Source organism: Streptomyces sp. NPDC104381, assembly GCF_055583745.1.
This window is the reverse complement of sequence record NZ_JBVJNK010000001.1, coordinates 1,075,682-1,096,683: the sequence shown is the minus strand read 5'-3', so window position 1 is coordinate 1,096,683 and position 21,002 is coordinate 1,075,682. Positions and strand designations below refer to the sequence as shown.

Annotated in this window: 23 protein-coding genes; 8 read left to right on the top strand and 15 right to left on the bottom strand. The window is 72.1% G+C overall.

Features of this window, described 5'->3' with window-relative positions; genetic code table 11:
* Positions 1 to 148 precede the first annotated feature (148 nt).
* Together ACZ607_RS04925 and ACZ607_RS04920 are read right to left on the bottom strand one after the other, a co-directional pair.
* Positions 149 to 1,792 (bottom strand): solute symporter family protein, encoded by a 1,644-nt coding sequence (locus ACZ607_RS04925; protein WP_469731744.1) that lies wholly within the window; start codon positions 1,790 to 1,792, stop codon positions 149 to 151.
* Entirely contained in the window at positions 1,789 to 2,154 is a 366-nt protein-coding gene (locus tag ACZ607_RS04920) for a DUF485 domain-containing protein (RefSeq protein ID WP_469731742.1), read from the bottom strand. Before ACZ607_RS04920 ends, ACZ607_RS04925 begins: the two co-directional genes overlap by 4 nt.
* Positions 2,155 to 2,466: 312 nt before the next feature.
* On the opposite strand from ACZ607_RS04920, the gene ACZ607_RS04915 reads away from it, so the two are divergent.
* Positions 2,467 to 3,999, top strand: coding sequence for a S8 family peptidase (locus ACZ607_RS04915; protein ID WP_469731740.1), 1,533 nt, complete (start codon positions 2,467 to 2,469; stop codon positions 3,997 to 3,999).
* Positions 4,000 to 4,068: 69 nt separating this feature from the next.
* Here the strand turns inward: ACZ607_RS04915 and ACZ607_RS04910 are convergent, their stop codons facing one another.
* The 4 genes from ACZ607_RS04910 to ACZ607_RS04895 form a co-directional block, all read right to left on the bottom strand.
* Positions 4,069 to 5,112, bottom strand: a complete 1,044-nt coding sequence (locus tag ACZ607_RS04910; protein WP_469731738.1) for a zinc-dependent alcohol dehydrogenase family protein — start codon at positions 5,110 to 5,112, stop codon at positions 4,069 to 4,071.
* 21 nt (positions 5,113 to 5,133) lie between these two features.
* Positions 5,134 to 5,814, bottom strand: a complete 681-nt coding sequence (locus tag ACZ607_RS04905) for a lysoplasmalogenase (RefSeq protein ID WP_469731736.1) — start codon at positions 5,812 to 5,814, stop codon at positions 5,134 to 5,136.
* Positions 5,811 to 6,707 (bottom strand): sterol desaturase family protein, encoded by an 897-nt coding sequence (locus ACZ607_RS04900; protein WP_469731733.1) that lies wholly within the window; start codon positions 6,705 to 6,707, stop codon positions 5,811 to 5,813. Before ACZ607_RS04900 ends, ACZ607_RS04905 begins: the two co-directional genes overlap by 4 nt.
* A gap of 186 nt (positions 6,708 to 6,893) precedes the next feature.
* A complete protein-coding gene (locus tag ACZ607_RS04895; protein WP_469731731.1) occupies positions 6,894 to 7,613 on the bottom strand; it encodes a VIT1/CCC1 transporter family protein in 720 nt (239 codons plus the stop codon).
* A 143-nt stretch (positions 7,614 to 7,756) separates the two neighbouring features.
* On the opposite strand from ACZ607_RS04895, the gene ACZ607_RS04890 reads away from it, so the two are divergent.
* The 5 genes from ACZ607_RS04890 (at position 7,757) to ACZ607_RS04870 (ending at position 12,557) form a co-directional block, all read left to right on the top strand.
* Entirely contained in the window at positions 7,757 to 8,764 is a 1,008-nt protein-coding gene (locus tag ACZ607_RS04890) for a DEDDh family exonuclease (RefSeq protein WP_469731729.1), read from the top strand.
* A 63-nt stretch (positions 8,765 to 8,827) separates the two neighbouring features.
* Positions 8,828 to 9,061 carry a hypothetical protein gene (locus tag ACZ607_RS04885; protein ID WP_073747930.1) on the top strand — a complete coding sequence of 78 codons (234 nt, stop codon included), beginning with the start codon at positions 8,828 to 8,830 and terminating at the stop codon, positions 9,059 to 9,061.
* A 68-nt stretch (positions 9,062 to 9,129) separates the two neighbouring features.
* Complete coding sequence (locus ACZ607_RS04880) at positions 9,130 to 9,930, top strand: SURF1 family cytochrome oxidase biogenesis protein (RefSeq protein ID WP_469731727.1); 801 nt, start codon at positions 9,130 to 9,132, stop codon at positions 9,928 to 9,930.
* 73 nt (positions 9,931 to 10,003) lie between these two features.
* The gene (locus ACZ607_RS04875) at positions 10,004 to 11,797 is read left to right on the top strand and encodes a glycoside hydrolase family 15 protein (protein WP_469731725.1); all 1,794 of its coding nucleotides are present in this window, start codon (positions 10,004 to 10,006) and stop codon (positions 11,795 to 11,797) included.
* Positions 11,798 to 11,801: 4 nt separating this feature from the next.
* Positions 11,802 to 12,557, top strand: a complete 756-nt coding sequence (locus tag ACZ607_RS04870; RefSeq protein ID WP_469731723.1) for an SDR family oxidoreductase — start codon at positions 11,802 to 11,804, stop codon at positions 12,555 to 12,557.
* Between the two features lie 45 nt (positions 12,558 to 12,602).
* Here the strand turns inward: ACZ607_RS04870 and amaP are convergent, their stop codons facing one another.
* From amaP to ACZ607_RS04845, 5 genes are read right to left on the bottom strand one after another with little or no spacing between them, the layout of a single operon-like run.
* Positions 12,603 to 13,181, bottom strand: coding sequence for an alkaline shock response membrane anchor protein AmaP (amaP, locus tag ACZ607_RS04865; protein WP_469731721.1), 579 nt, complete (start codon positions 13,179 to 13,181; stop codon positions 12,603 to 12,605).
* 4 nt (positions 13,182 to 13,185) lie between these two features.
* Positions 13,186 to 13,872: a DUF6286 domain-containing protein gene (locus ACZ607_RS04860; protein WP_469731719.1), complete on the bottom strand. Its 687-nt coding sequence runs from the start codon at positions 13,870 to 13,872 to the stop codon at positions 13,186 to 13,188.
* Positions 13,869 to 14,222, bottom strand: a complete 354-nt coding sequence (locus ACZ607_RS04855) for an Asp23/Gls24 family envelope stress response protein (RefSeq protein ID WP_469731717.1) — start codon at positions 14,220 to 14,222, stop codon at positions 13,869 to 13,871. Before ACZ607_RS04855 ends, ACZ607_RS04860 begins: the two co-directional genes overlap by 4 nt.
* Positions 14,219 to 14,410 carry a hypothetical protein gene (locus tag ACZ607_RS04850; protein WP_031099868.1) on the bottom strand — a complete coding sequence of 64 codons (192 nt, stop codon included), beginning with the start codon at positions 14,408 to 14,410 and terminating at the stop codon, positions 14,219 to 14,221. Before ACZ607_RS04850 ends, ACZ607_RS04855 begins: the two co-directional genes overlap by 4 nt.
* A 32-nt stretch (positions 14,411 to 14,442) precedes the next feature.
* A complete protein-coding gene (locus ACZ607_RS04845; RefSeq protein ID WP_469731715.1) occupies positions 14,443 to 14,937 on the bottom strand; it encodes an Asp23/Gls24 family envelope stress response protein in 495 nt (164 codons plus the stop codon).
* 93 nt (positions 14,938 to 15,030) lie between these two features.
* On the opposite strand from ACZ607_RS04845, the gene ACZ607_RS04840 reads away from it, so the two are divergent.
* Positions 15,031 to 15,735, top strand: coding sequence for a hypothetical protein (locus ACZ607_RS04840; protein ID WP_469731713.1), 705 nt, complete (start codon positions 15,031 to 15,033; stop codon positions 15,733 to 15,735).
* A 48-nt stretch (positions 15,736 to 15,783) separates the two neighbouring features.
* On the opposite strand, the gene ACZ607_RS04835 is transcribed toward ACZ607_RS04840, so the two are convergent.
* The 3 genes from ACZ607_RS04835 to ACZ607_RS04825 all read right to left on the bottom strand — a co-directional run bounded on the left by ACZ607_RS04835 (position 15,784) and on the right by ACZ607_RS04825 (position 18,916).
* The gene (locus ACZ607_RS04835) at positions 15,784 to 16,575 is read right to left on the bottom strand and encodes an enoyl-CoA hydratase/isomerase family protein (protein ID WP_469731711.1); all 792 of its coding nucleotides are present in this window, start codon (positions 16,573 to 16,575) and stop codon (positions 15,784 to 15,786) included.
* Positions 16,576 to 16,730: 155 nt separating this feature from the next.
* Complete coding sequence (locus ACZ607_RS04830) at positions 16,731 to 16,952, bottom strand: helix-turn-helix domain-containing protein (RefSeq protein ID WP_006123601.1); 222 nt, start codon at positions 16,950 to 16,952, stop codon at positions 16,731 to 16,733.
* A 365-nt stretch (positions 16,953 to 17,317) separates the two neighbouring features.
* A complete protein-coding gene (locus tag ACZ607_RS04825; RefSeq protein ID WP_469731710.1) occupies positions 17,318 to 18,916 on the bottom strand; it encodes an ABC-F family ATP-binding cassette domain-containing protein in 1,599 nt (532 codons plus the stop codon).
* Positions 18,917 to 19,223: 307 nt separating this feature from the next.
* Between ACZ607_RS04825 and ACZ607_RS04820 the strand changes: the two genes are divergently transcribed.
* Positions 19,224 to 19,631, top strand: coding sequence for a VOC family protein (locus tag ACZ607_RS04820; RefSeq protein WP_469731708.1), 408 nt, complete (start codon positions 19,224 to 19,226; stop codon positions 19,629 to 19,631).
* Positions 19,632 to 19,674: 43 nt separating this feature from the next.
* On the opposite strand, the gene ACZ607_RS04815 is transcribed toward ACZ607_RS04820, so the two are convergent.
* Positions 19,675 to 20,973 (bottom strand): hypothetical protein, encoded by a 1,299-nt coding sequence (locus ACZ607_RS04815; RefSeq protein WP_469731871.1) that lies wholly within the window; start codon positions 20,971 to 20,973, stop codon positions 19,675 to 19,677.
* Positions 20,974 to 21,002: the final 29 nt, after the last annotated feature.

Sequence of the window (21,002 nt, the reverse complement as noted above, 5' to 3'; positions counted from 1 at the left end):
CCCGGTGATGTCGGCGGTTTGCGGTTCCGGTACTTCCGAGACTACGCGAGGCCCCTGACATCGAGGGGGCGCGGTTGCCACGAGGTGCGGCGGGGCCCCGTCGTAGAGATCTACGACGGGGCCCCGCCGGGCGCGCGGGCGGGGGCCGTCAGTGGGCTCCGGTGCCGGTGAGGGACTTGACCTCGAGTTCGGCGTACTTGCCCTTGTCCGGCTCCTCCTTGGAGAGGACCGAGCCGACCCAGCCGAGCAGGAAGCCCAGCGGGATGGAGATCAGGCCGGGGTTCTCCAGGGGGAACCAGGCGAAGTCCACGTCCGGGAACATCGAGCTGGCCTTCCCGGAGACGACCGGGGAGAACAGCACGAGGAGGACGGACGAGGCGAGACCGCCGTAGATCGACCAGAGGGCGCCCTGGGTGGTGAAGCGCTTCCAGAAGAGGCTGTAGAGGATGGTCGGCAGGTTGGCGGACGCGGCGACGGCGAAGGCCAGGGCCACGAGGCCGGCCACGTTCAGGTCGCGGGCCATGGCGCCGAGGCCGATGGAGATGACGCCGATCGCGACGGTGGCCCAGCGGGCGGCGCTCATCTCCTCCTTCTCGGTGGCCTTCCCCTTGCGGATGACGTTGGCGTAGATGTCGTGCGCGAAGGAGGACGACGAGGCCAGGGTGAGGCCCGCGACGACGGCGAGGATCGTCGCGAAGGCGACGGCGGAGATGACGGCGAGCATGACGGCGCCACCGGTGGTGCCGAGTCCGCCGAGGTATTCGGCCAGCTGGGGTGCCGCCGCGTTGCCCGCGGGGTTCTTCGCCTTGATCTCCTCGGGTCCGATGAGTGCCGCGGCGCCGAAGCCGAGGGCGATCGTCATCAGGTAGAAGGCGCCGATGATGCCGATGGCCCAGTTCACGGACTTACGGGCGGCCTTGGCGGTCGGGACCGTGTAGAAGCGGATCAGGATGTGCGGGAGTCCTGCGGTGCCCAGCACGAGCGCGATGCCGAGCGAGATGAAGTCCAGCTTCGACACGTCGGTGGCGCCGTACTTGAGGCCGGGCTCCAGGAACGCCGAGCCGTGGCCGCTCTTCTCCGCGGCGGTGCCGAGCAGGTCGGAGACGTTGAAGTCGAACTTCCACAGCACCATCAGGGTCATCAGCAGGGCGCCCGCGATGAGCAGCACGGCCTTGACCATCTGCACCCAGGTGGTGCCCTTCATGCCGCCGATGGTGACGTAGAGGATCATGAGCACGCCGACCAGCGCCACGATGAGGATCTTGCCCGCGTCGCTGGTGATGCCGAGCAGCAGGGCGACGAGGACCCCGGCGCCCGCCATCTGGGCCAGCAGGTAGAAGATCGACACGACGATGGTGGAGACACCCGCGGCGGTGCGCACCGGCCGCTGGCGCATCCGGTAGGCGAGGACGTCGCCCATGGTGTAGCGGCCCGAGTTGCGCAGCGGTTCGGCGACCAGCAGCAGGGCGACGAGCCAGGCGACGAGGAAGCCGATGGAGTAGAGGAAGCCGTCGTAGCCGAAGAGCGCGATGGCACCGGCGATGCCGAGGAAGGACGCCGCCGACATGTAGTCGCCGGAGACGGCGAGGCCGTTCTGGAAGGCGGTGAACTGCCGCCCGCCCGCGTAGAAGTCGGACGCGCTCTTGGTCTGCCGGCCGGCCCAGACGGTGATGCCCAGGGTCGCGGCGACGAAGACGGCGAAGAGGGTGATGATCAGCGGCCGGTGCTCGCTCGTCGACGACGTCGAGGCGGCGAGCTGGATCACGGCGTGCGAGGTGTGCGCGGCGCTCATGCGTCGGCCTCCAGACGGGACTTGATGGCCGCCGCCTGCGGGTCGAGCTTGTTCGTGGCGTGGCGCGAGTAGAACCAGGCGATGAGGAACGTGGTGGCGAACTGGGCGAGGCCGAAGACGAAGGCCACGTTGAAGTTCGCAAAGACGATCTTGCTCATGAAGTCGTCGGCATAGCTGGACAGCAGTACGTACAGCAGGTACCAGGCGATGAAGCCGATGGTCAGCGGAAACGCGAAGGAGCGGTGGGAGCGGCGCAGTTCGGTGAACTCCGGGCTGTTCTGCGCCTCGACGAACGCCTCGGTCGTGGGCTGGACGGGGCTGCCGTCCTCAGGGCTCTGGGGCGGCGGTGCTTCGGTGGCCACGGATTCTCCTCGCGACGCGGGTGCGGTGGTGGGAACGGTGGATTTCAAGGGGAGTCCTCTGCGTTGTGGGGGGTGCGGGGCTCGACGCACGACTCCCTGTGCAACGGCACGGAGGGCGCGGCGAAGCGGTTCACCGCAGGTTCGGTCTTCTCCCGCCGGCTCCCGTGGACGCGACTCCCACAGGTCACACCTCGAACTCACTTGCCCGTATTCGTTGATGCACCGGGAAGATCAGCGATAACTTCACTGGTCATGTACGGGACCGGACACAGGGGTGTCCGGCCCCACCGGCACGGATGATGTGGAGAACCCATGGCTCATCTGGCATCCAGACGGACCCGCGTACTCACGCTGCCCGTCGGACTCGCGCTCACGGCCTCGCTCGGCTTCCTCCCGACGGGGACCGCGGCCGCGGTACCTCAGGAGAAGCCGGCGGCGTCGGTTCCCGCGGACGGCCCCGAGCTGTCGTACGTCGTGAACACACGGACGGGTCACGGCACCGTCGAGCAGGTACGCAAGGCGATATCCGCGGCAGGCGGCACGGTCGTCAAGTCGTACGACAAGATAGGCGTCGTCGTCGTCCACTCGCAGAACCCGGACTTCGGCGCGACGATCCGCAAGGCCAAGGGCGTGCAGTCGGCGGGCGCCACCCGCACCAGCCCGATCGTCCCGCAGGCGACGAAGGACATCGGGGTCGAGCAGCCCCTCACCGCCGCCGAGGCGCGGGCGGCGTCGAAGGACGCGGTGGCGGGCCAGGACCCGCTGGAGCCCCTGCAGTGGGACCTGCCGGCCATCAAGGCGGACAAGGCGCACAAGAAGTCGCTCGGCAGCAGCAAGGTCACCGTCGGCGTCATCGACACCGGTGTGGACGACACGCACCCGGATCTGGCCCCGAACTTCGACCGCAAGGCCTCGGTGAACTGTGTGTCCGGCGCCCCAGATACCACGGACGGCGCCTGGCGGCCCGCCGCCGGTGAGAGCGACCACGGCACGCACGTCGCCGGCACCATAGCCGCGGCGAAGAACGGCACCGGCGTCACCGGCGTCGCGCCCGGCGTGAAGGTCTCCGGCATCAAGGTGTCCACGCCGGCCGGCTTCTTCTACACCGAGGCCGTCGTCTGCGGCTTCGTCTGGGCCGCCGAGCACGGCGTCGACGTGACGAACAGCAGCTACTACACCGACCCGTGGCTGTTCAACTGCAAGAACGACCCCGACCAGGGCGCCCTGGTCGAGGCCGTCACCCGCGCCACCCGCTACGCGGAGGGCAAGGGCGTCGTCAACGTCGCCGCGGCCGGCAACTCGGACCACGACCTGGCTCTTGACGCCATCGAGGACACCACGAGCCCCAACGACTCGACGACGGTCACCCGCACGGTCGACCCGAGCGCCTGCCCCGACATCCCGACCATGCTCCCGGGTGTCGTGACGGTCTCCGCGACCGGTGCGAAGAACCTCAAGTCGTCCTACTCGAACTATGGTCTCGGGGTCATCGACGTGGCCGCCCCCGGCGGTGACTCGACGCGCTACCAGGCTCCCGACGCCCCGGCGGACAACGGTCTGATCCTGTCCACGCTGCCCGGCGGCGGATTCGGCTACAAGGCCGGTACGTCGATGGCGTCCCCGCACGTCGCGGGAGTCGCGGCCCTGATCAAGTCGACCCACCCGCACGCCTCGGCGGCCGTGGTGAAGGCGCTGCTGACCCTCCAGGCCGACGCCACCGCGTGCGGCGCGCCGTACGACATCGACGGTGACGGCACCGTCGACGCGGTCTGCCAGGGCGGCAAGCACTACAACGGCTTCTACGGAGCCGGTGTCGTGGACGCGCTGGACGCGGTCCGCTGGTAGGTGACCATCCAGGCATGACGGAGGGGCCGGGGACGCGCTGTCCCCGGCCCCTCCTCGTGCTCCGTACGCCTACGGCGTGATGAGGACCTTGAGCGCCGTGCGCTCGTCCATCGCCTTGTAGCCGCCCGGTACCCCGTCCAGCCCGACCGACAGGTCGAAGACCGGCGACGGGTCGATGGTGCCGTCCAGCACGTCGGGGAGCAGCTCCGGGATGTACGTACGCACGGGGGCGACGCCGCCCCGCAGCGCGATGTTCCGGTCGAACATGTCGTCGAGGTCGATGCCGGTGCCGCTGCCGTGCGGGACGCCGACGTAACCGATGGAGCCGCCGTCGCGGACGATGCCGAGGGCCGTGCGCATCGACTGCTCGGTCCCGACCGCCTCGATCACCCCGTGGGTGCCCTCCCCGCGGGTCAGCTCCCGTACGGCGGCGAGCGCCGCCTCGCCGCGCTCGGCGACGACGTCGGTGGCGCCGAAGGTACGGGCGATGTCGGTGCGGGCCGGGTGCCGGCCCAGGGCGATGATCCGTTCGGCGCCGAGCCGCTTGGCCGCCATGACGCCGCAGAGGCCGACCGCGCCGTCACCGACGACGGCGACGGTGCTGCCGGGCTTCACGCCCGCGCCCAGCGCCGCGTGGTGCCCGGTGCCCAGGACGTCGGAGAGGGCGAGGAGCGCGGTGAGCAGCCGGTCGTCGGACGCGGCCGCCGCCGGGAGCCTGACGAGGGTGCCGTCGGCGAACGGGACCCTGACGGCCTCGCCCTGACCGCCGTCGGAGCCGACCGATCCCCAGAAGCCGCCCTGGGGGCAGGAGGTGGTGAGCCCTTCCGCGCAGTACGTGCAGGTGCCGTCGGACCAGACGAAGGGGGCGACGACGAGGTCGCCGACGGCGAAGCCCTTGACGCCGGGGCCCGCCTCCTCGACGACGCCGAGGAACTCGTGGCCGATGCGCTGGCCCGGCTGCCGGGCCGATTCGCCGCGGTAGGCCCACAGGTCACTGCCGCAGACGCAGGCCCGCAGGACCCTCAGGACCACGTCGGTGGGCTGCTGGAGCGTGGCGTCGGGCACCTCCTCCACACGGATGTCGTGGGGGGCATGGATCACGGTGGCGCGCATGCGTGGGGGTCCTCGCTCGTCTCAGATTCTGATACCGCCCTCACGGTACGCCCCAGGGGCGGCGCCGGTGGAATCCGCTGTCCCGTCGAGCGCCCCCCGGGTGAGCAGGTACTGCGCGGCCAGATAGGTCAGCATGATCCAGAAATCGTGGGCGGGGGGCTGCGGGCGGTCGGCGATGCCGGTGGCGATGAGCGCGTCGGAGAGCAGGAAGAGCGCGCCGCCGAGCGCGGCGTACCGCCCGAGGGCGCCGGACCGCCAGGCCATGGCGGCGAGCAGCAGGCTGTACCCGGTCAGCGGGATCGTCAGCTCGGCGGGGAGGCCGGGCCACAGGTACACGAGGAAGGCCACGAGGGCGGCAGCGTACAGGAGTCCGGCGGCCGGCCGGAGCCGGGCGCGGCCGAAGAGCAGGAGGTAGCAGACGTGGCCCGCGGCGAAGCAGGCCATCCCGGCGAGGAAGGCGGCGTCCGAGTCCGGCATCAGCAGGACGTCCCCGCCCCAGCCGAACAGCAGGGCGGCGATCAGCAGCCGGGGGCCGCCGCGTGCCGCCGCGGTGGCGGCGAGCAGGGGCATCAGCAGCGGCTTGGCGACGAGGTGGGCGGTCTGGAGCCCGGCCAGGAGTCCGGCCAGGTCCACGACGGCCACGGTGAGGAAGGCGACGAGCAGCGGGCGCACGAGCCGGGGCGCACCCGCCCGGGACGTCATCCGGTGCGCTCGGTGGCGGCGCGCGGCGGCACGGGCGCGGTCGCGGCGGCGCCCCCGGGGCGCGAGGGCTGCCAGCCGGGTCCGCGGAAGATCCGCCCGGCCCGCTCGCCCCAGCTGGTGGCCGCCCGTACGTCGCGGGCGATGGCGGCGTACTCGTGGGTGGCGACGCGGAAGGGGTTGTGGGTGTCGATGTTCTTGGTGAGCCCGAAGACGGGCCGCTCGGTCTCGGCGGTGAAGGAGCCGAAGAGCCGGTCCCAGAGGATCAGGATCCCGCCGAAGTTGCGGTCGAGGTATCCGCCCTGGGAGGCGTGGTGGACCCGGTGGTGGGAGGGGGTGTTGAGGACGAACTCGAAGGGCCGGGGCAGCTTGCCGATCCGTTCGGTGTGCACCCAGAACTGGTAGACGAGGTTCGCCGAGGAGCAGAAGGCGAGTGCGGCCGGGTGGACCCCGCAGGCGATGAGGGGGACGTAGAACGGCCAGACGGTCAGCGAGGTCCAGGGCTGCCGCAGCGCCGTCGTGAGGTTGAACTTCCGGCTGGAGTGGTGGACCACGTGGCAGGCCCAGAGGACCCGGATGACGTGGTGGCCGCGGTGGGACCAGTAGTAGAAGAAGTCCTGGGCGAGCAGCATCAGCGGGACCGTCCACCACAGGACGGGGACGCGCAGCGGGGTCAGTTCGTAGACGGCCGCGTAGATCGCGACGATGGGTATCTTCCACAGCAGGTCGAAGACCAGGCTGCCGAGTCCCATGGTGACGCTGGTGGCGGCGTCCTTGGCGTCGTACCCGGCGGCGTCCTCGTCCGGGTGAAGCCGGTAGGCCACCATTTCGAGGACGGTGAGCAGGACGAAGGCCGGGATCGACCACAGCACGACATCGGGCAGGTTCGGCTCCATGCGAGCACCGTAGAGGCGTGCGAGGGGCCGGGCATAGATGTTGTTACCGACAAGTATGTGAGACGTGGCGTCATCAGGATTTGGCGGGTTCCGCCAAAGGAGGGCGTCCCGGCCACCCGCCGCCCCGGCCCGGAGGCATCGGGAACACACGCTTCCGGTACGGGAGTCGGCCGCTCCGCCCGGCCGTCAGACCCCCGCCGCCCCCAGCAGCGCCCCCGCCCCGTACGTCACCGCCATGGCCACCGCTCCCCCGGCCATGTTCCGCAGCACCGCCGGGCGGGCCGCGGCCGCGCCGAGCCTGGCGCTCCACCAGCCGGTGAGGGCCAGCGCCGCGAGTACGGAGAGCACGGTGACGGGCAGCCGCGCCGAGGAGGGCGGCAGCACGATCGCCAGGAGCGGCAGCAGCGCTCCCACCGTGAAGGCGAGGAAGCTCGCCCCCGCCGCGTGCCAGGGGTTGGTCAGCTCGTCCGGGTCGATCCCGAGCTCGACCTCCGCGTGGGCGCGCAGCGCGTCGCGCCGGGTGAGCTGGACGGCGGCCTCCCTGGCGAGGCGATGGCTCAGCCCCTTCTCCTCCAGCAGCCCGGTCAGCTCGGCGAGCTCGGCCTCCGGGGTCTCCTCCAGCTCCCGCTTCTCGGTCGCCAGCGCGGCCTTCTCCGAATCGCGCTGGGTGGACACCGACACGTACTCGCCCGCCGCCATCGACATGGATCCCGCGAGCAGCCCGGCCAGGCCGGCCGTCAGCAGGGTGGAGCGGTCCCCGGTGGCGCCGGCCACGCCGACCACGAGGCCCGCGGTGGAGACCACCCCGTCGTTGGCGCCGAGCACCGCCGCCCGGAGCCAGTTGAGCCGGGTGCCGAGACCGCCCCGGTGGGGTTCGTCGTGTGTCTGCGCCTGTGGGTCCGTCACCCGGGGAGCGTCTCACCGCGCGCTCCCCGGGCGCATCCGCGACCCGCGGATGCGGAGGGCCGGTCCAACTGCTCGGCGGGGTCTCCGGGTTCGGCGGGCGGCCCGCCCGGATGGGCCGCTGTCGGTCCCGGCCCGTATTCTCTGTGACCATGCTCGACGACCGTCAGACCGCAGCGCCGTGGCCGGCCGCGTATCCCCAGGGGTACGCGGTCGTCGACGTGGAGACCACCGGACTCGCCCGCGACGACCGGATAGTGTCCGCTGCCGTGTACCGCCTGGACGCGAGAGGCACCGTCGAGGACCACTGGTACACGCTGGTGAACCCCGAGCGGGACCCCGGCCCCGTCTGGATCCACGGACTGACCAGCGAGGTCCTGGAGGGCGCGCCGCTCTTCCCGGAGGTCGCGGCGGAGCTGTCCGAGCGGCTCGCCGGGCGGGTGCTCGTCGCCCACAACGCCGCGTTCGACTGGTCGATGATCGCCCGGGAGTACGCACGGGCGGCGGTGACCGCGCCCGTGGAACAGCGGCTGTGCACCATCGCGCTCGCCAAGGAGCTCCGGCTCCCGCTGCCCAACCACAAGCTGGAGTCGCTGGCCGCGCACTTCGGCGTGGTGCAGCAGCGCGCCCACCACGCGCTGGACGACGCGCGGGTGCTGGCCGAGGCGTTCCGGCCGAGCCTGCACGCGGCGGCCAGGGGCGGGGTGCGGCTGCCGCTGCTGGAGTGCCGCCCGCTGACGGAGTGGTACGACTCGCCGGTCACCCCGCGCGCCGGCTACCGGCCCTCGGCGAACCAGGGCAGCTGGCGTCCCTCGCGTAAGCGGCCCGCGTGCCCGTATCCCAATCCCGGGCGGTACGAGTCGGACAAACCGCTCATGCAGGGCATGCGGGTGGCGTTCTCCGGTGACACGTCCATCGACCGGGAGCTCCTGGAGGACCGCGCCGTGGAGGCCGGCCTGCACGTGGCGACCAGCGTGTCGCGGCTGACGAGCCTCCTCGTCACCAACGACCCGGACTCCGCGACGTCCAAGACGGTGAAGGCGAAGTCCTTCGGCACCCCGATCCTGGAGGAGAGCGCCTTCACCCATCTGCTGAGGGACGTGGCACCGGCCACGACGGTCGCCGTGCCGAAGCCGTCACCGTCATCGGAGTGAACCGGGGACGACTCGCCCCGCACCGGCTCGCCCGCCGCCGCCCGGCGTCCCACCCTGTGGCGCATGGCACGTTGTGAGGTTTGCGGAAACGACTACGGGATGTCCTTCGAGGTGCACGCACAGGGCGCTGTGCATGTCTTCGACTGCTTCTCCTGCGCCATTCACCGCATGGCGCCCATCTGTGAGCACTGCCGGGTCCAGGTCATCGGCCAGGGCGTCGAGGTCGACGGCCACTGGTACTGCGGCGGCCACTGCGCCCGCGCCGAAGGAAGGGCGGGCATCGTGGACAAAGTATGACGGGCCCGCCCGTCCGCACGGGGACCCCTCCGTGCCGCACCCCATGACCCCGGCTGTACGGTCATGGGGTGTACCGCTTCCTGTTGACCCGGCAGTGGGTGATCCTCACCCTCCTCGTCCTCGCCATGATTCCCACGATGGTGGAGCTGGGTTTCTGGCAGCTGCACCGGCATGAACACCGGGTCGAGCAGAACGCGCTGATCACCCGGAACCTCGAAGCGGCGCCGGTCTCCGTCACCCGGCTCACCTCTCCCGGGCACACCGTCCCGCGCTCCGACTACTGGCGGGCCGTGAAGGCCACCGGGACGTTCGACACCGAGCACGAGGTCGTCGTGCGCCGCCGCACCTCGCAGGACGAGCGCATCGGCGTACTGGTCCTCACCCCGCTGAACCTCAAGGGCGGCGGCACCGTCCTGGTGAACCGCGGCTGGGTCCCGGCCGCGGAGGACCAGCAGGCCTTCCCCGAGGTCCCCGCCCCGCCGCGCGGCGAGGTCACCGTCACGGGACGGCTCAAGGCGGACGAGACGACGAGCGCCAGCGGGATCAAGGACCTCGAAGGGCTGCCCGACCGTCAGGTGATGCTGATCAACAGCTCCCAGCAGTCGCAGCTGCTCGGCCGCCCGGTCCTCGGCGGGTACGTCGAGCTGACCGCCCCCGAACCGGCCGACGGCAGCCCCGAGACGATCGCCGCGCCCGACGACAGCTCCATCGGCCCGCACATGGCGTACGCCGTCCAGTGGTGGCTCTTCGCCGCGGGGGTCCCCGTCGGCTGGGTGATTCTCGTACGTCGTGAGAAGCGCGACCGTGAGGAGGCCGCCTCGGACCAGGACGGGGACACGGCGGCGCAGCCGGAGCCGGCGACCGCGTAGGCCCGGCCGGCGCCACTCTGTTCGTACGGCTTCGGCTGCTTAACGGGGCGCAGGTTCGGGAAGACGGCAGAGCGTGACCCCACGCATCGAGGACTACGCCATCATCGGCGATCTCCAGACCGCCGCTCTGGTCGGCAGGAACGGTTCTGTCGACTGGCTCTGTCTGCCCCGCTTCGACTCGGGTGCCTGTTTCGCGGCCCTGCTCGGCGACGAGGACAACGGCCACTGGCGCATCGCCCCCCAGGGCACGGACAGCACGGACACCTGCACCCGGCGGGCCTATGTGGAGGACTCCCTGGTCCTGGAGACCTTCTGGGAGACCAGGACCGGGACCGTCAAGGTCATCGACTTCATGCCGCAGCGGGACAAGGCCCCCGACGTCATGCGGATCGTCGAGGGCGTCAGCGGCAGCGTCGACATGAGCTCGGTCCTGCGGCTGCGGTTCGACTTCGGCTCCGTGGTCCCGTGGATGCGCCGCTCGCACGGCCACCGGGTGGCCGTGGCGGGCCCCGACTCCGTCTGGCTGCGCAGCGAGCCGGCGGTGAAGACCTGGGGCCAGCAGTTCAGCACCTGTTCCTCCTTCACGGTCTCCGAGGGCGAGAGCGTGGCGTTCGTCCTCACCTGGCACCCCTCGCACTCCCCCCGCCCCAAGCTGATCGACCCTCACAAGTCGCTGAAGCACACCCTCACCGACTGGGCGAAGTGGGCGGCCCGCTGCACGTACCACGGCAAGCACCGGAAGGCGGTGCTCCGCTCCCTGATCACCCTGAAGGCGCTCACCTACGCCCCCACCGGCGGGATCGTGGCGGCCCTGACGACCTCGCTCCCGGAGGAGATCGGGGGCGTACGGAACTGGGACTACCGCTACTGCTGGCTGCGGGACTCCACCCTCACCCTGGCCGCCATGATCTCGGTCGGCTACATGGAGGAGGCGGCCGCCTGGCGCGACTGGCTGCTGCGGGCCGTGGCCGGCGACCCCGCCGACCTCCAGATCATGTACGGGCTCGCCGGCGAGCGCAGACTTCCCGAGGCGGAGCTGCCGTGGCTGCGGGGGTACGAGAACTCCCTGCCGGTCCGGACGGGCAACGCGGCGGTGCGGCAGCAGCAGCTCGACGTGTACGGCGAGGTCATCGACTCGCTCCGGCTTGCCCGGGACGCCGGGCTCCACGACAAGCCGCACGCCTGGAACCTCCAGCTGAGCCTGCTCGGCTTCCTGGAGTCCACCTGGCGTGAGACGGACGAGGGCCTGTGGGAGGTGCGCGGGCAGCGCCGCCACTTCGTGCACTCCAAGCTGATGGCCTGGGTCGCGGCCGACCGCGCGGTGCGCACTCTGGAGGAGAACCCGGATCTGCCGGGCGACGCCGACCGGTGGCGGGCGATGCGGGACGCCGTGCACGCGGAGGTCTGCGACAAGGGCTACGACCCCGTGCGCAACACCTTCACCCAGTACTACGGCTCCCAGGAGCTGGACGCCTCGACGCTGCTCATCGTGCGCACCGGCTTCCTGCCGCCCGACGACCCCCGGGTGACCGGGACCGTCGACGCGGTGCGCCGGGAGCTCGCCCGCGACGGCCTGATCCGCCGCTACAGCACCGAGGGCGGGTCGGTCGACGGTCTCCCGGGTGACGAGGGTGCCTTCATCGCCTGTTCGTTCTGGCTGGTCGACGCCCTGACCCGGACGGGCCGCAGGGAGGAGGCGGAGGAGCTCTTCGAACGGCTGCTGGAGCTGCGCAACGACGTGGGCCTGCTGGCCGAGGAGTACGACCCGGCGGCCGGGCGCCAGCTCGGGAACTACCCGCAGGCGTTCAGCCACATCGGTCTGGTGAACAGCGCGGTCGACCTCGCCGGTGAGGACTTGGCAGGATAGGGCCATGGATCTTGGACTGAAGGACCGTGTGTACATCGTCACCGGGGCCACCCGCGGGCTGGGCAACGCCACCGCGCGCGCCCTCGCCGCCGACGGCGCGAAGGTGATCGTCTCGGGGCGTGACGAGAAGACGGCCGCCGAGGCCGCGGCGGAGCTGGGCCCCGACGCGGTCGGGATCGGCTCGGACAACGCCGACCCGCTGGCCGCCCGGCGGCTGGTGGACACCGCGAAGGAACGCTTCGGCCGGCTGGACGGCATCCTCATCAGCGTCGGCGGCCCGGCCCCGGGCTTCGTCGCCGACAACACGGACGACCAGTGGCAGTCGGCCTTCGAGTCGGTCTTCCTCGGCGCCGTACGCCTCGCCCGTACGGCGGCGGAGACGCTCGGCGACGGCGGTGTCATCGGCTTCGTCCTGTCCGGTTCCGTGCACGAGCCGATCCCCGGACTGACCATCTCCAACGGGCTGCGCCCCGGGCTCGCCGGCTTCGCCAAGTCCCTCGCCGACGAGCTGGGCCCGCGCGGCATCCGCGTCGTCGGGGTGCTGCCGGCCCGGATCGACACGGACCGGGTGCGCGAGCTGGACGCCCTGTCCGGCGACGCGGAGGCCGCCCGTACGGCCAACGAGGCGCGCATCCCGCTGCGCCGCTACGGCACCCCGGAGGAGTTCGGGAGGACCGCGGCCTTCCTGCTCTCCCCGGCCGCCTCCTATCTGACGGGCATCATGGTGCCGGTCGACGGCGGCGCCCGGCACGGCTTCTGACACCGGAACGGCGGTCCAGGTCCCTGCGGCCGGAGGGGCGGCCCGTCAGTTCACGCGCTCGGCACGGTGCTTGACGGCCTTCAGACGGACCTCGGCGGGCAGCTCGTCCAGCCCGGCCGAGGTCCGCGCGTGGGCCACCGCCCCCTCGGAGACGCCGCGCAGCACCAGCCCGGGGGTGGCGTGCGGTTCCATCAGCAGCCGGAGCCTGGCCCGCGGCGCCGTACGCCGGCCGGTCAGCGTGGCCTTGGCGTCGGAGACCCCGTCCAGGGCCCCCGCCTCCTCGCCGAGCGCGCCCTCCAGGGCCTTGCCGCGCAGCAGCGCTCCCTCGCCGTCGCCGCTGTCGACCAGCACCTCGGCGAGGCGCCCTCGGCGCAGCTGGGCCAGGAGCCACCACAGCGCGAGGACCACCAGGACGGCGAGGACGGCGATGACGGTCGGCCACCACCAGCCCTCGTCGCGCCACCTGGTGCGGTCGGCCTTGCTCAACAGCACGTCGTCCTTGCCGTCGAAGGGCCACCAGGAGGGTACGGACGCACCGAGGCCGGTCGCGAGGACGGAACCTCCCACGACGACGAGGATCAGCCCTGCCAGGCCGAGCAGGACCCGGTTGACGGTCTTGATCACGGGGTCACCCCTTCTTCGCCGGCCGGCGCACGTGTACGGAGAGGCCGGGCGGCCGGGCCAGGCCCAGCTCGCCGACGGCCTGGGACAGCACGGTGTCCAGATCGGCCCGGACGTCGTCGAGTTCACGGAAGTGCGAGAGGGCGCGCACGGTCGCCTTGCGCCGGCTCAACTTCACCCGGACGGACTGCACACCGGACACCTCCACGGCCCGGTCCCGCAGGACGAGGGCGGCGGCGGTCCGGTCGAGCCCGGCCCGTACACCGGCGTGCCGGCGGCTCATGGGGAGCAGGGCGCGCAGTCCGGGGGTGAGCGCCAGGAGGAGCAGCCAGAGGCCCAGTGCGGCCGCCAGCGCCGACGCCGCGAGGACCCATACGTCGTCGAGGTGACGGCTCGCCAGGTCGTCGGCGGCGGAGCGCCGCCACTGCATGGCCGGGTGGTCGGCCCGTACCGCGGCGACGTCGTAGAGCAGGAGCCCGGAAGCCCCGAGCACGATGAGGGCGACCACGGCTGCGGGGATCCGGCGCCCGGACCAGAACCGGCCCGCCCTGCCGCCCGGCTGTTCCGGTGCGGGGGCGGGTTCGTAGGAGGAGCCCGACGCGGACTGGTCCATCTCCAGCACGCCGCCGGGCGGCGCCGACTCGACGGTGGGCAGGCGCCGCGTGCTGTTCTCCGGCTCCTGGGGCTCGGTCATCGGGTGCTCCCCTCCGGTGCGTTGCCCGCTCCCGACCGGTGCAGCCGTTCGACCTGCACCGCCACTTCGGGCACTTCCATGCCCGCCAGGGCTCTTACCCGCTCACCGACGCGGCGACGCACCGCACCGCACTGGCGGCCGATGTCGCAGGGGTAGGCGAGGTCGAGGGTGACCCGCACCCGGGCGGTGTCGCGGTGCACGGTGACGGTGGCCCGCGGCGCGTCGCCGTTCTCGGGCCGTTCGTCGACGGCCTCCTTCGCCGCCTGCGCGGCGATCTTCGCCACGACCCGGTCGGCGATCCGGGTCTGCCCGCGCTCGGCGGCGCCGACCGGCCCTGTCACCCCCGTCACCGTCGCCGGTCGCCGCGCTCGCGACTCCGGAAGAAGTCGCCGGGTTCAAGGTCGCCGTCCAGGAAGCGGCCGGCGACGAAGCCGACCGCACCCAGGGCGGCCACCAGCAGAAAGGCCCCGAACCCGCCGAAGTATCCGGCGAAACCGAGCGCCATGCCGGCCACCAGGCCGACCACAGCCATGCTCATCGTGTGCTCCTCAACTGCCTCGCGGGGGAGGTCTACTGGACGCGTGACTCGGACTCGTCCTCGTCGTCGTCCTCGTCGGGCAGCTTGACATCGCTCACGGCGATGTTGACCTCGACGACCTCCAGGCCGGTCATCCGCTCGACCGCCGCGATGACGTTCTCGCGGACGTCGCGGGCCACCTCGGAGATCGCCACGCCGTAGTCCACGACGATCTCCAGGTCGAGGGCGGCCTGCGACTCGCCGACCTCGGCCTTGACGCCGCGGGACACGGACTTGTTGCCGCCGGGGACGCGGTCGCGTACGGCGCCGAACGTCCGGGAGATGCCGCTGCCCATCGCGTGGACACCGACGACGTCCCGTGCGGCCATTCCGGCGATCTTCTCGACCACGCCGTCGGCGATGGTGGTACGGCCGCGCGTCGCGGGGGCTCCCCCGCCGCGCTTGCTGAACTGGCTCTGCCTGCCGTCGTCCCCGCCGGTCGCACTGCCGGGGCTGTCGGGCCGGTTCCGCTGTGGGCTCTCGGTCATCGCCGCTCTTCCCTTCGGGGCGGGTTGAACTTCCGTGGCCCACAGTAAGTGCGCTTGCCCCGTCCCGCGCCGTGGATGGGGCAGGGTGGAGCAATGACAACGGCTGACAGCCCGCACCGGGCCGAGGGATGGACGTCCGCGGTACGCCAACGGCTCGGCCTGGGCCGATTGCTCCCTCTGGGCGGCCCCGCCGACGGTTCCTGGATCGCGGAACGAGCGGCGTCGACGGTCCTGCGCGACGCGACGGCGGGGACGGGGGCCGCGCTGGGGAAGCTCAGGATCGCCCCGGCCGACGAGGACGACGCCCCTGATCCCGTGGTCCCCATGCCTCCCAGCGCGCTGCGGCCCGGACCGCTGCGGATCGAGGCCGGCTTCTCCACGACGGCGCGGCGGCCGCTGCACACGACAGCGGACGCCCTGCGCGCCGCCCTGCTGACGGCGGCGGCCCAGCGGCTCGGACTACTGGTCGACGAGGTGGACCTGCGGGTGACGGAGCTGCTGGAGGAGGAGCCCCGCCCCGGCCCGGAACGACCCGCCGACGTGCTCGCGGCGGACCCCGCCGGCTCGGCCGATCCGGCCGGGACCGCGGCGGCCTCCGTCCCCGGGGTCGTCGCGCTGACCCGGGTGCTGGGCAGCGCCGTGCAGCACGCGGAAGGGCATGTGCGGGTGGAGCTCGCGACGGCCGGGGACCACCGGGCGCTGGACGTGGCACAGGCGGTGCGCGGCGCGGTGGCCGAGGCCGTGGAAGGGCGGCCGACGGTCGCCGTGCTGGTCACAGCCGTCGTCGACCGGAACTGACGCGGCCCCTCGCGGTCGGCGAGGGGCCGCGTGGGGTGGAGGCGCGGCTCAGTCGGCGAGGCCTGCGAGGTCGCGCAGCCGGCGGCCCTGAGCGGCCCGCTCGGCGGTGCGCTGCTCCTCGTACGTACGCGAGAGGGCGCCGCTGAGCAGCGCCTTGGTCTCGACGACCGCGTCGCGCGGGGCGGCGAGCAGGGCCGCCGCCAGGTCGAGCCCTGCCGCGTCGAGCTGGTCGGCGGGGACGACGAGGTTGGCGAGCCCGGTGCGCTCGGCCTCCTCGGCGTGCACGAAGCGGCCGGTGGCGCAGATCTCGAGCGCGCGGGCGTACCCCACGAGGTTCACCAGGGGGTGGGTGCCCGTGAGGTCGGGGACGAGACCGAGGCTGGTCTCGCGCATGGCGAACTGCACGTCCTCGGCGACGATCCGCAGATCGCAGGCGAGGGCGAGCTGGAAGCCGGCACCGATCGCGTGCCCCTGGACGGCCGCGATCGACACGATGTCGTTGCGGCGCCACCAGGTGAACGCCTCCTGGTACTCGGCGATGGTCGCGTCGAGCTCGGCCTCCGGGCCTCGCGCCATGTCCAGGAAGGACGGCTCGCCGTCGAATCCCTCGGGTGCGAACGCCTGCCGGTCGAGGCCGGCGGAGAAGGACTTGCCCTCGCCGCGCAGCACGACGACCCGCACGCTGCCGGGGAGCGACCGTCCGGCCTCTGTCAACGCCCGCCACAGAGCGGGAGACTGAGCGTTGCGCTTGGCCGGGTTGGTGAGCGTCACCGTGGCAACCGCGTCATCGACGGTGAGCCGTACGCCGTCCTTGTCGAGCACAGAGTCGAGCGAGGTCATGGAGCGCCTCCGGATCGGGTGCAGTCAGCACTTACTGGCAAGTAACTGAACTGAACAGTAACCACCCGGACGACCCTACGATCGACCGGGTGGCCACCCGGTGTTCCGGTGAGCCCGGGAGCCGGCCGTGACCGGCTCCTGACCGCCGCCCGCCGTCAGGCCGAAGCGGCCTTCTTGCCTCGAGTCGCTCCGCCGCGTCCCCGCAGCGTGACTCCGGACTCGCTGAGCATCCGGTGGACGAATCCGTAGGAGCGGCCCGTTTCCTCGGCCAGCGCCCGGATGCTCGCACCGGAGTCGTACTTCTTCTTCAGGTCTGCCGCGAGCTTGTCGCGCGCGGCGCCGGTCACCCGGCTGCCCTTCTTCAGAGTCTCGGCCACCCGTGCCTCCTCAAGGAAGTGCGCTCTGGACTCTCATGATCACCCCTCCTGGGCTTCCTGGCCACCCATTCGGCAAGGTCCGTACGACAGGATTCCGCGTCCGGAAGCGGCCGGACGCAATCGGAATCGGGCATTCCTAGGGGCTTCGGGGCCCTGCGGGACGGGCTCCGGGAAAAACGGCCAGGTCAGGGCCGTACGGGGTGGAGTGGCCGGAAATGAGTGCGCCCGGCAGCTATCTGCCGGGCGCCGCGCCGGGGTACGAGACCCGCTCACCCAGATGATGGATCACCGATGGGCCGAATGATCCAGACGCGTTGGATCACCGGGCTCCGCACCGGATCCGGGGCCCTGGGAGCCCCGCGGGATCAGGCGAGGGCGACCAGGTCGCGATAGTCCGCGCCCCAGAGGTCCTCGACCCCGTCGGGCAGCAGGATGATCCGCTCCGGCTGGAGCGCCTCAACGGCTCCCTCGTCGTGGGTGACCAGGACGACGGCGCCCTTGTAGGTGCGCAGGGCCCCGAGGATCTCCTCGCGGCTGGCCGGGTCGAGGTTGTTCGTCGGCTCGTCGAGCAGCAGCACGTTGGCGGAGGAGACGACGAGCGTCGCCAGGGCGAGCCGGGTCTTCTCACCACCGGAGAGCACCCCGGCGGGCTTGTCCACGTCGTCACCGGAGAAGAGGAAGGAACCGAGGGTCTTGCGGACCTCGACGAGGTCGAGGTCGGGCGCCGCGGAGCGCATGTTCTCCAGGACGGTGCGCTCGGGGTCCAGGGTCTCGTGCTCCTGGGCGTAGTAGCCGAGCTTGAGGCCGTGGCCCTCGATGATCTGACCGGTGTCGGGCTTCTCGGCGCCGCCGAGGAGCCGCAGCAGCGTGGTCTTGCCGGCGCCGTTGAGGCCGAGGATGACGACCCGCGAGCCCTTGTCGATCGCGAGGTCGACGTCGGTGAAGATCTCCAGCGATCCGTAGGACTTGGAGAGCCCCTCGGCCATCAGCGGGGTCTTGCCGCACGGGGACGGCTCGGGGAAGCGCAGCTTGGCCACCTTGTCGGAGACCCGCACCGCCTCCAGCCCCGAGAGCAGGCGCTCGGCCCGCTTGGCCATGTTCTGCGCGGCGACGGTCTTGGTCGCCTTGGCGCGCATCTTGTCGGCCTGGGAGTTCAGGGACGCGGCCTTCTTCTCGGCGTTCTGGCGCTCGCGCTTGCGGCGCTTCTCGTCGGCCTCGCGCTGCTGCTGGTAGAGCTTCCAGCCCATGTTGTAGATGTCGATCTGCGCGCGGTTGGCGTCGAGGTAGAAGACCTTGTTGACGACGGTCTCGACGAGCTCGACGTCGTGGGAGATCACGATGAAGCCGCCGCGGTAGGTCTTGAGGTAGTCGCGCAGCCAGACGATCGAGTCCGCGTCGAGGTGGTTGGTGGGCTCGTCGAGCAGCAGGGTGTCGGCGTCGGAGAACAGGATGCGGGCGAGCTCGACACGGCGGCGCTGACCGCCGGAGAGGGTGTGCAGGGGCTGGCCGAGCACCCGGTCGGGCAGGCTGAGCGCGGCGGCGATGGTGGCGGCCTCGGCCTCGGCGGCGTACCCGCCCTTGGTGAGGAACTCCGTCTCCAGGCGCTCGTACTTCTTCATCGCCTTCTCGCGGGTGGCGCCCTTGCCGTTCGCCATCCGCTCCTCGTTCTCCCGCATCCTGCGCAGGATCTCGTCGAGCCCGCGGGCCGAGAGGATGCGGTCGCGGGCCAGGACGTCGAGGTCGCCGGTGCGCGGGTCCTGCGGGAGGTAGCCGACCTCGCCGCTGTTGGTGATGGTGCCGCCGGCCGGCGTCCCCTCACCCGCGAGGCACTTGGTGAGGGTGGTCTTGCCCGCGCCGTTGCGGCCGACCAGGCCGATGCGGTCGCCCTTGGCGATACGGAAGGAGGCGGACTCGATGAGGATGCGGGCGCCGGCGCGCAGCTCGATGCCGGAGGCGGTGATCACGGAAATACTCCAGGGCGGTATGGACGGCGGAGGGACAGCGGGCTCACGACTCGACGCCGCCTAATGCACAAGGAGAATTGCCATGGACCCAGTCTACTGGCGGTGTCCACCTGCTTTCCCGCACGCTCCCGGCCCGTCACCGCGGTACGTCGCGTACGGGGGCGGGAGTTGTGCCGTGGTTCACCACGGGATCGCGCGGCGGGGGCCCGGCCCGCCGGAACGCCCGGCTGACGTTGTCAGTGGCCGGTGGAAGACTGAGACGGAGATCACATCGCGATCACGTCCAAGAGCTGGAGAGGTGAGCTTGATGGCAGGCACGGCCGGGGTTCCCACGATCTTCCCGACGCTTCTGTACGACGACGCGAAGGCCGCGATCGGAGTGCTGACCCGGGCCCTGGGGTTCACCGAGGAGGCGGTGTACGAGGGCGAGGACGGCAGCGTGCTCCACGCCGAGCTGTCCTGCGGCAACGGCCGGGTGATGCTCGGTTCCAAGGGCCGCGGGGGTGTCTTCGCCGAAGCGATGGCCGGCGCCGGGCCCGCCGGGGTGTACGTGGTGGTCGACGACGTGGACGCCCACCACGCGCGGGCCGTGGAGCACGGGGTGGAGATCCTGATGCCGCCCACGGACCAGAGCTACGGCTCCCGGGACTACATGGCCCGGGACGCGGAGGGCAACGTCTGGAGCTTCGGGACGTACGCCCCGGGGGCCGCCTGATCCACGGGCCGGCCCCGCCCCCGGGGCCGTGCGCGCCGCGCGGTCACACCCCGCCGGTGTGCACCTGGAAGGCGGCACGGCGGACGGCTTTGGCGAGGGCCGGGTCGGGGTGCGCGGCGGCGAGGGCGACCAGCACCTGGACGGTTCTGGGGTGCCCGACGGCCCGTACCTCCTCCAGGAGCGCGGGGACCGTGCCCTGGACGGCGGAGTCGAGATGGCGGACCAGGAGCCCGGTCTCGCCGTGGTCGGCGACGGCCGCGGCCGTGTCGACCCAGAGCCAGGTGGCCTCCTCCCGGCTGAGGACGTCCTGGGCGTCGTCCGGGTCGGTCCCCTCGTACTCGGCGAGCCAGAGCAGTGCGTAGGGGCGCAGCGGCGCCTCGGTGACGACGGAGCGTACGACGGGCTCGGCGGGGGCGCCGACGACGCGCAGCGCCTCGAAGGCCAGGCCGCGCAGCAGGGCGTCCTCGCCGCGGGCGACGGCCAGCAGTTCGGCGACGGCGCTGCCGACGGGCCGCGCGGCGAGCCAGGCCCGGTATTCGGCGCGGGCCGGCCCGGGGGTGAGCCGTGCGCAGCCGAGCAGCATGTCGGCCGCGGACTGCTCGATGTTGCCGGCCGGGCTCTGCGCGGCGACGCAGATCTGCTCCAGCTTGACCCAGACCGCCCAGTTGCCGAGGGGGGTGAGGGTGGCGTGACCGGCGCCGAGGGTGAGGGCGCCGACCGAGGCAAGGCCTTCCAGGGCCCAGTCGAGCAGCAGCGCGTTCAGCTCGGCGGACCCTTCGCCGGCGGGCACGGGTTCCTGCTGCGGCCCGTACGGCACCTCGCACCGCTCCTCGTGGAGCTCGGCGACCCGCTGGCCCAGCAGGTCGAGGAGCGCGGGCACGGTGACGGCGCCGGCCGAGAGCTGGAGGAGGGAGAGCACCTGGGGCACGGCCTCGACGGCTTCGGCCACGGCGGTGGCCTCGATGCCCTCGGGCGAGGCGTGGACCAGCGACCAGGCGTCGAAGAGCGCCACCCAGCCGCGGAGCACGGCGGAGTCGTCGCGGTCCCAGGCCCTCAGCCGCCAGCCGGGGCGGGCGGTTTCCCCGTGCAGCTCGATGAGTCCGGCCAGCCTGGCCCGGTCCCAGCCGGTGCGGACCTGGGCCGGGGAGAGTTCGAGGGCGGCGGCGGCCCGCTCCAGGGCCTGGGCGGCGAGCGGGGCGGAGCCGGCGCGGGTGTCGTCCGCGGCCCAGTGGGCGATCCGTACGGCGTCGGCCAGCACGGCCCTGGCCTGGCGTGCCAGTTCCGCCGGGGGCGGTGTGCCCTCGGGTGGGCGTGGGGCCGGCCTGGTGCGCCGGGTCGTCACGGCCTTGCGGGCGGTCGCCTGGGGTCGCG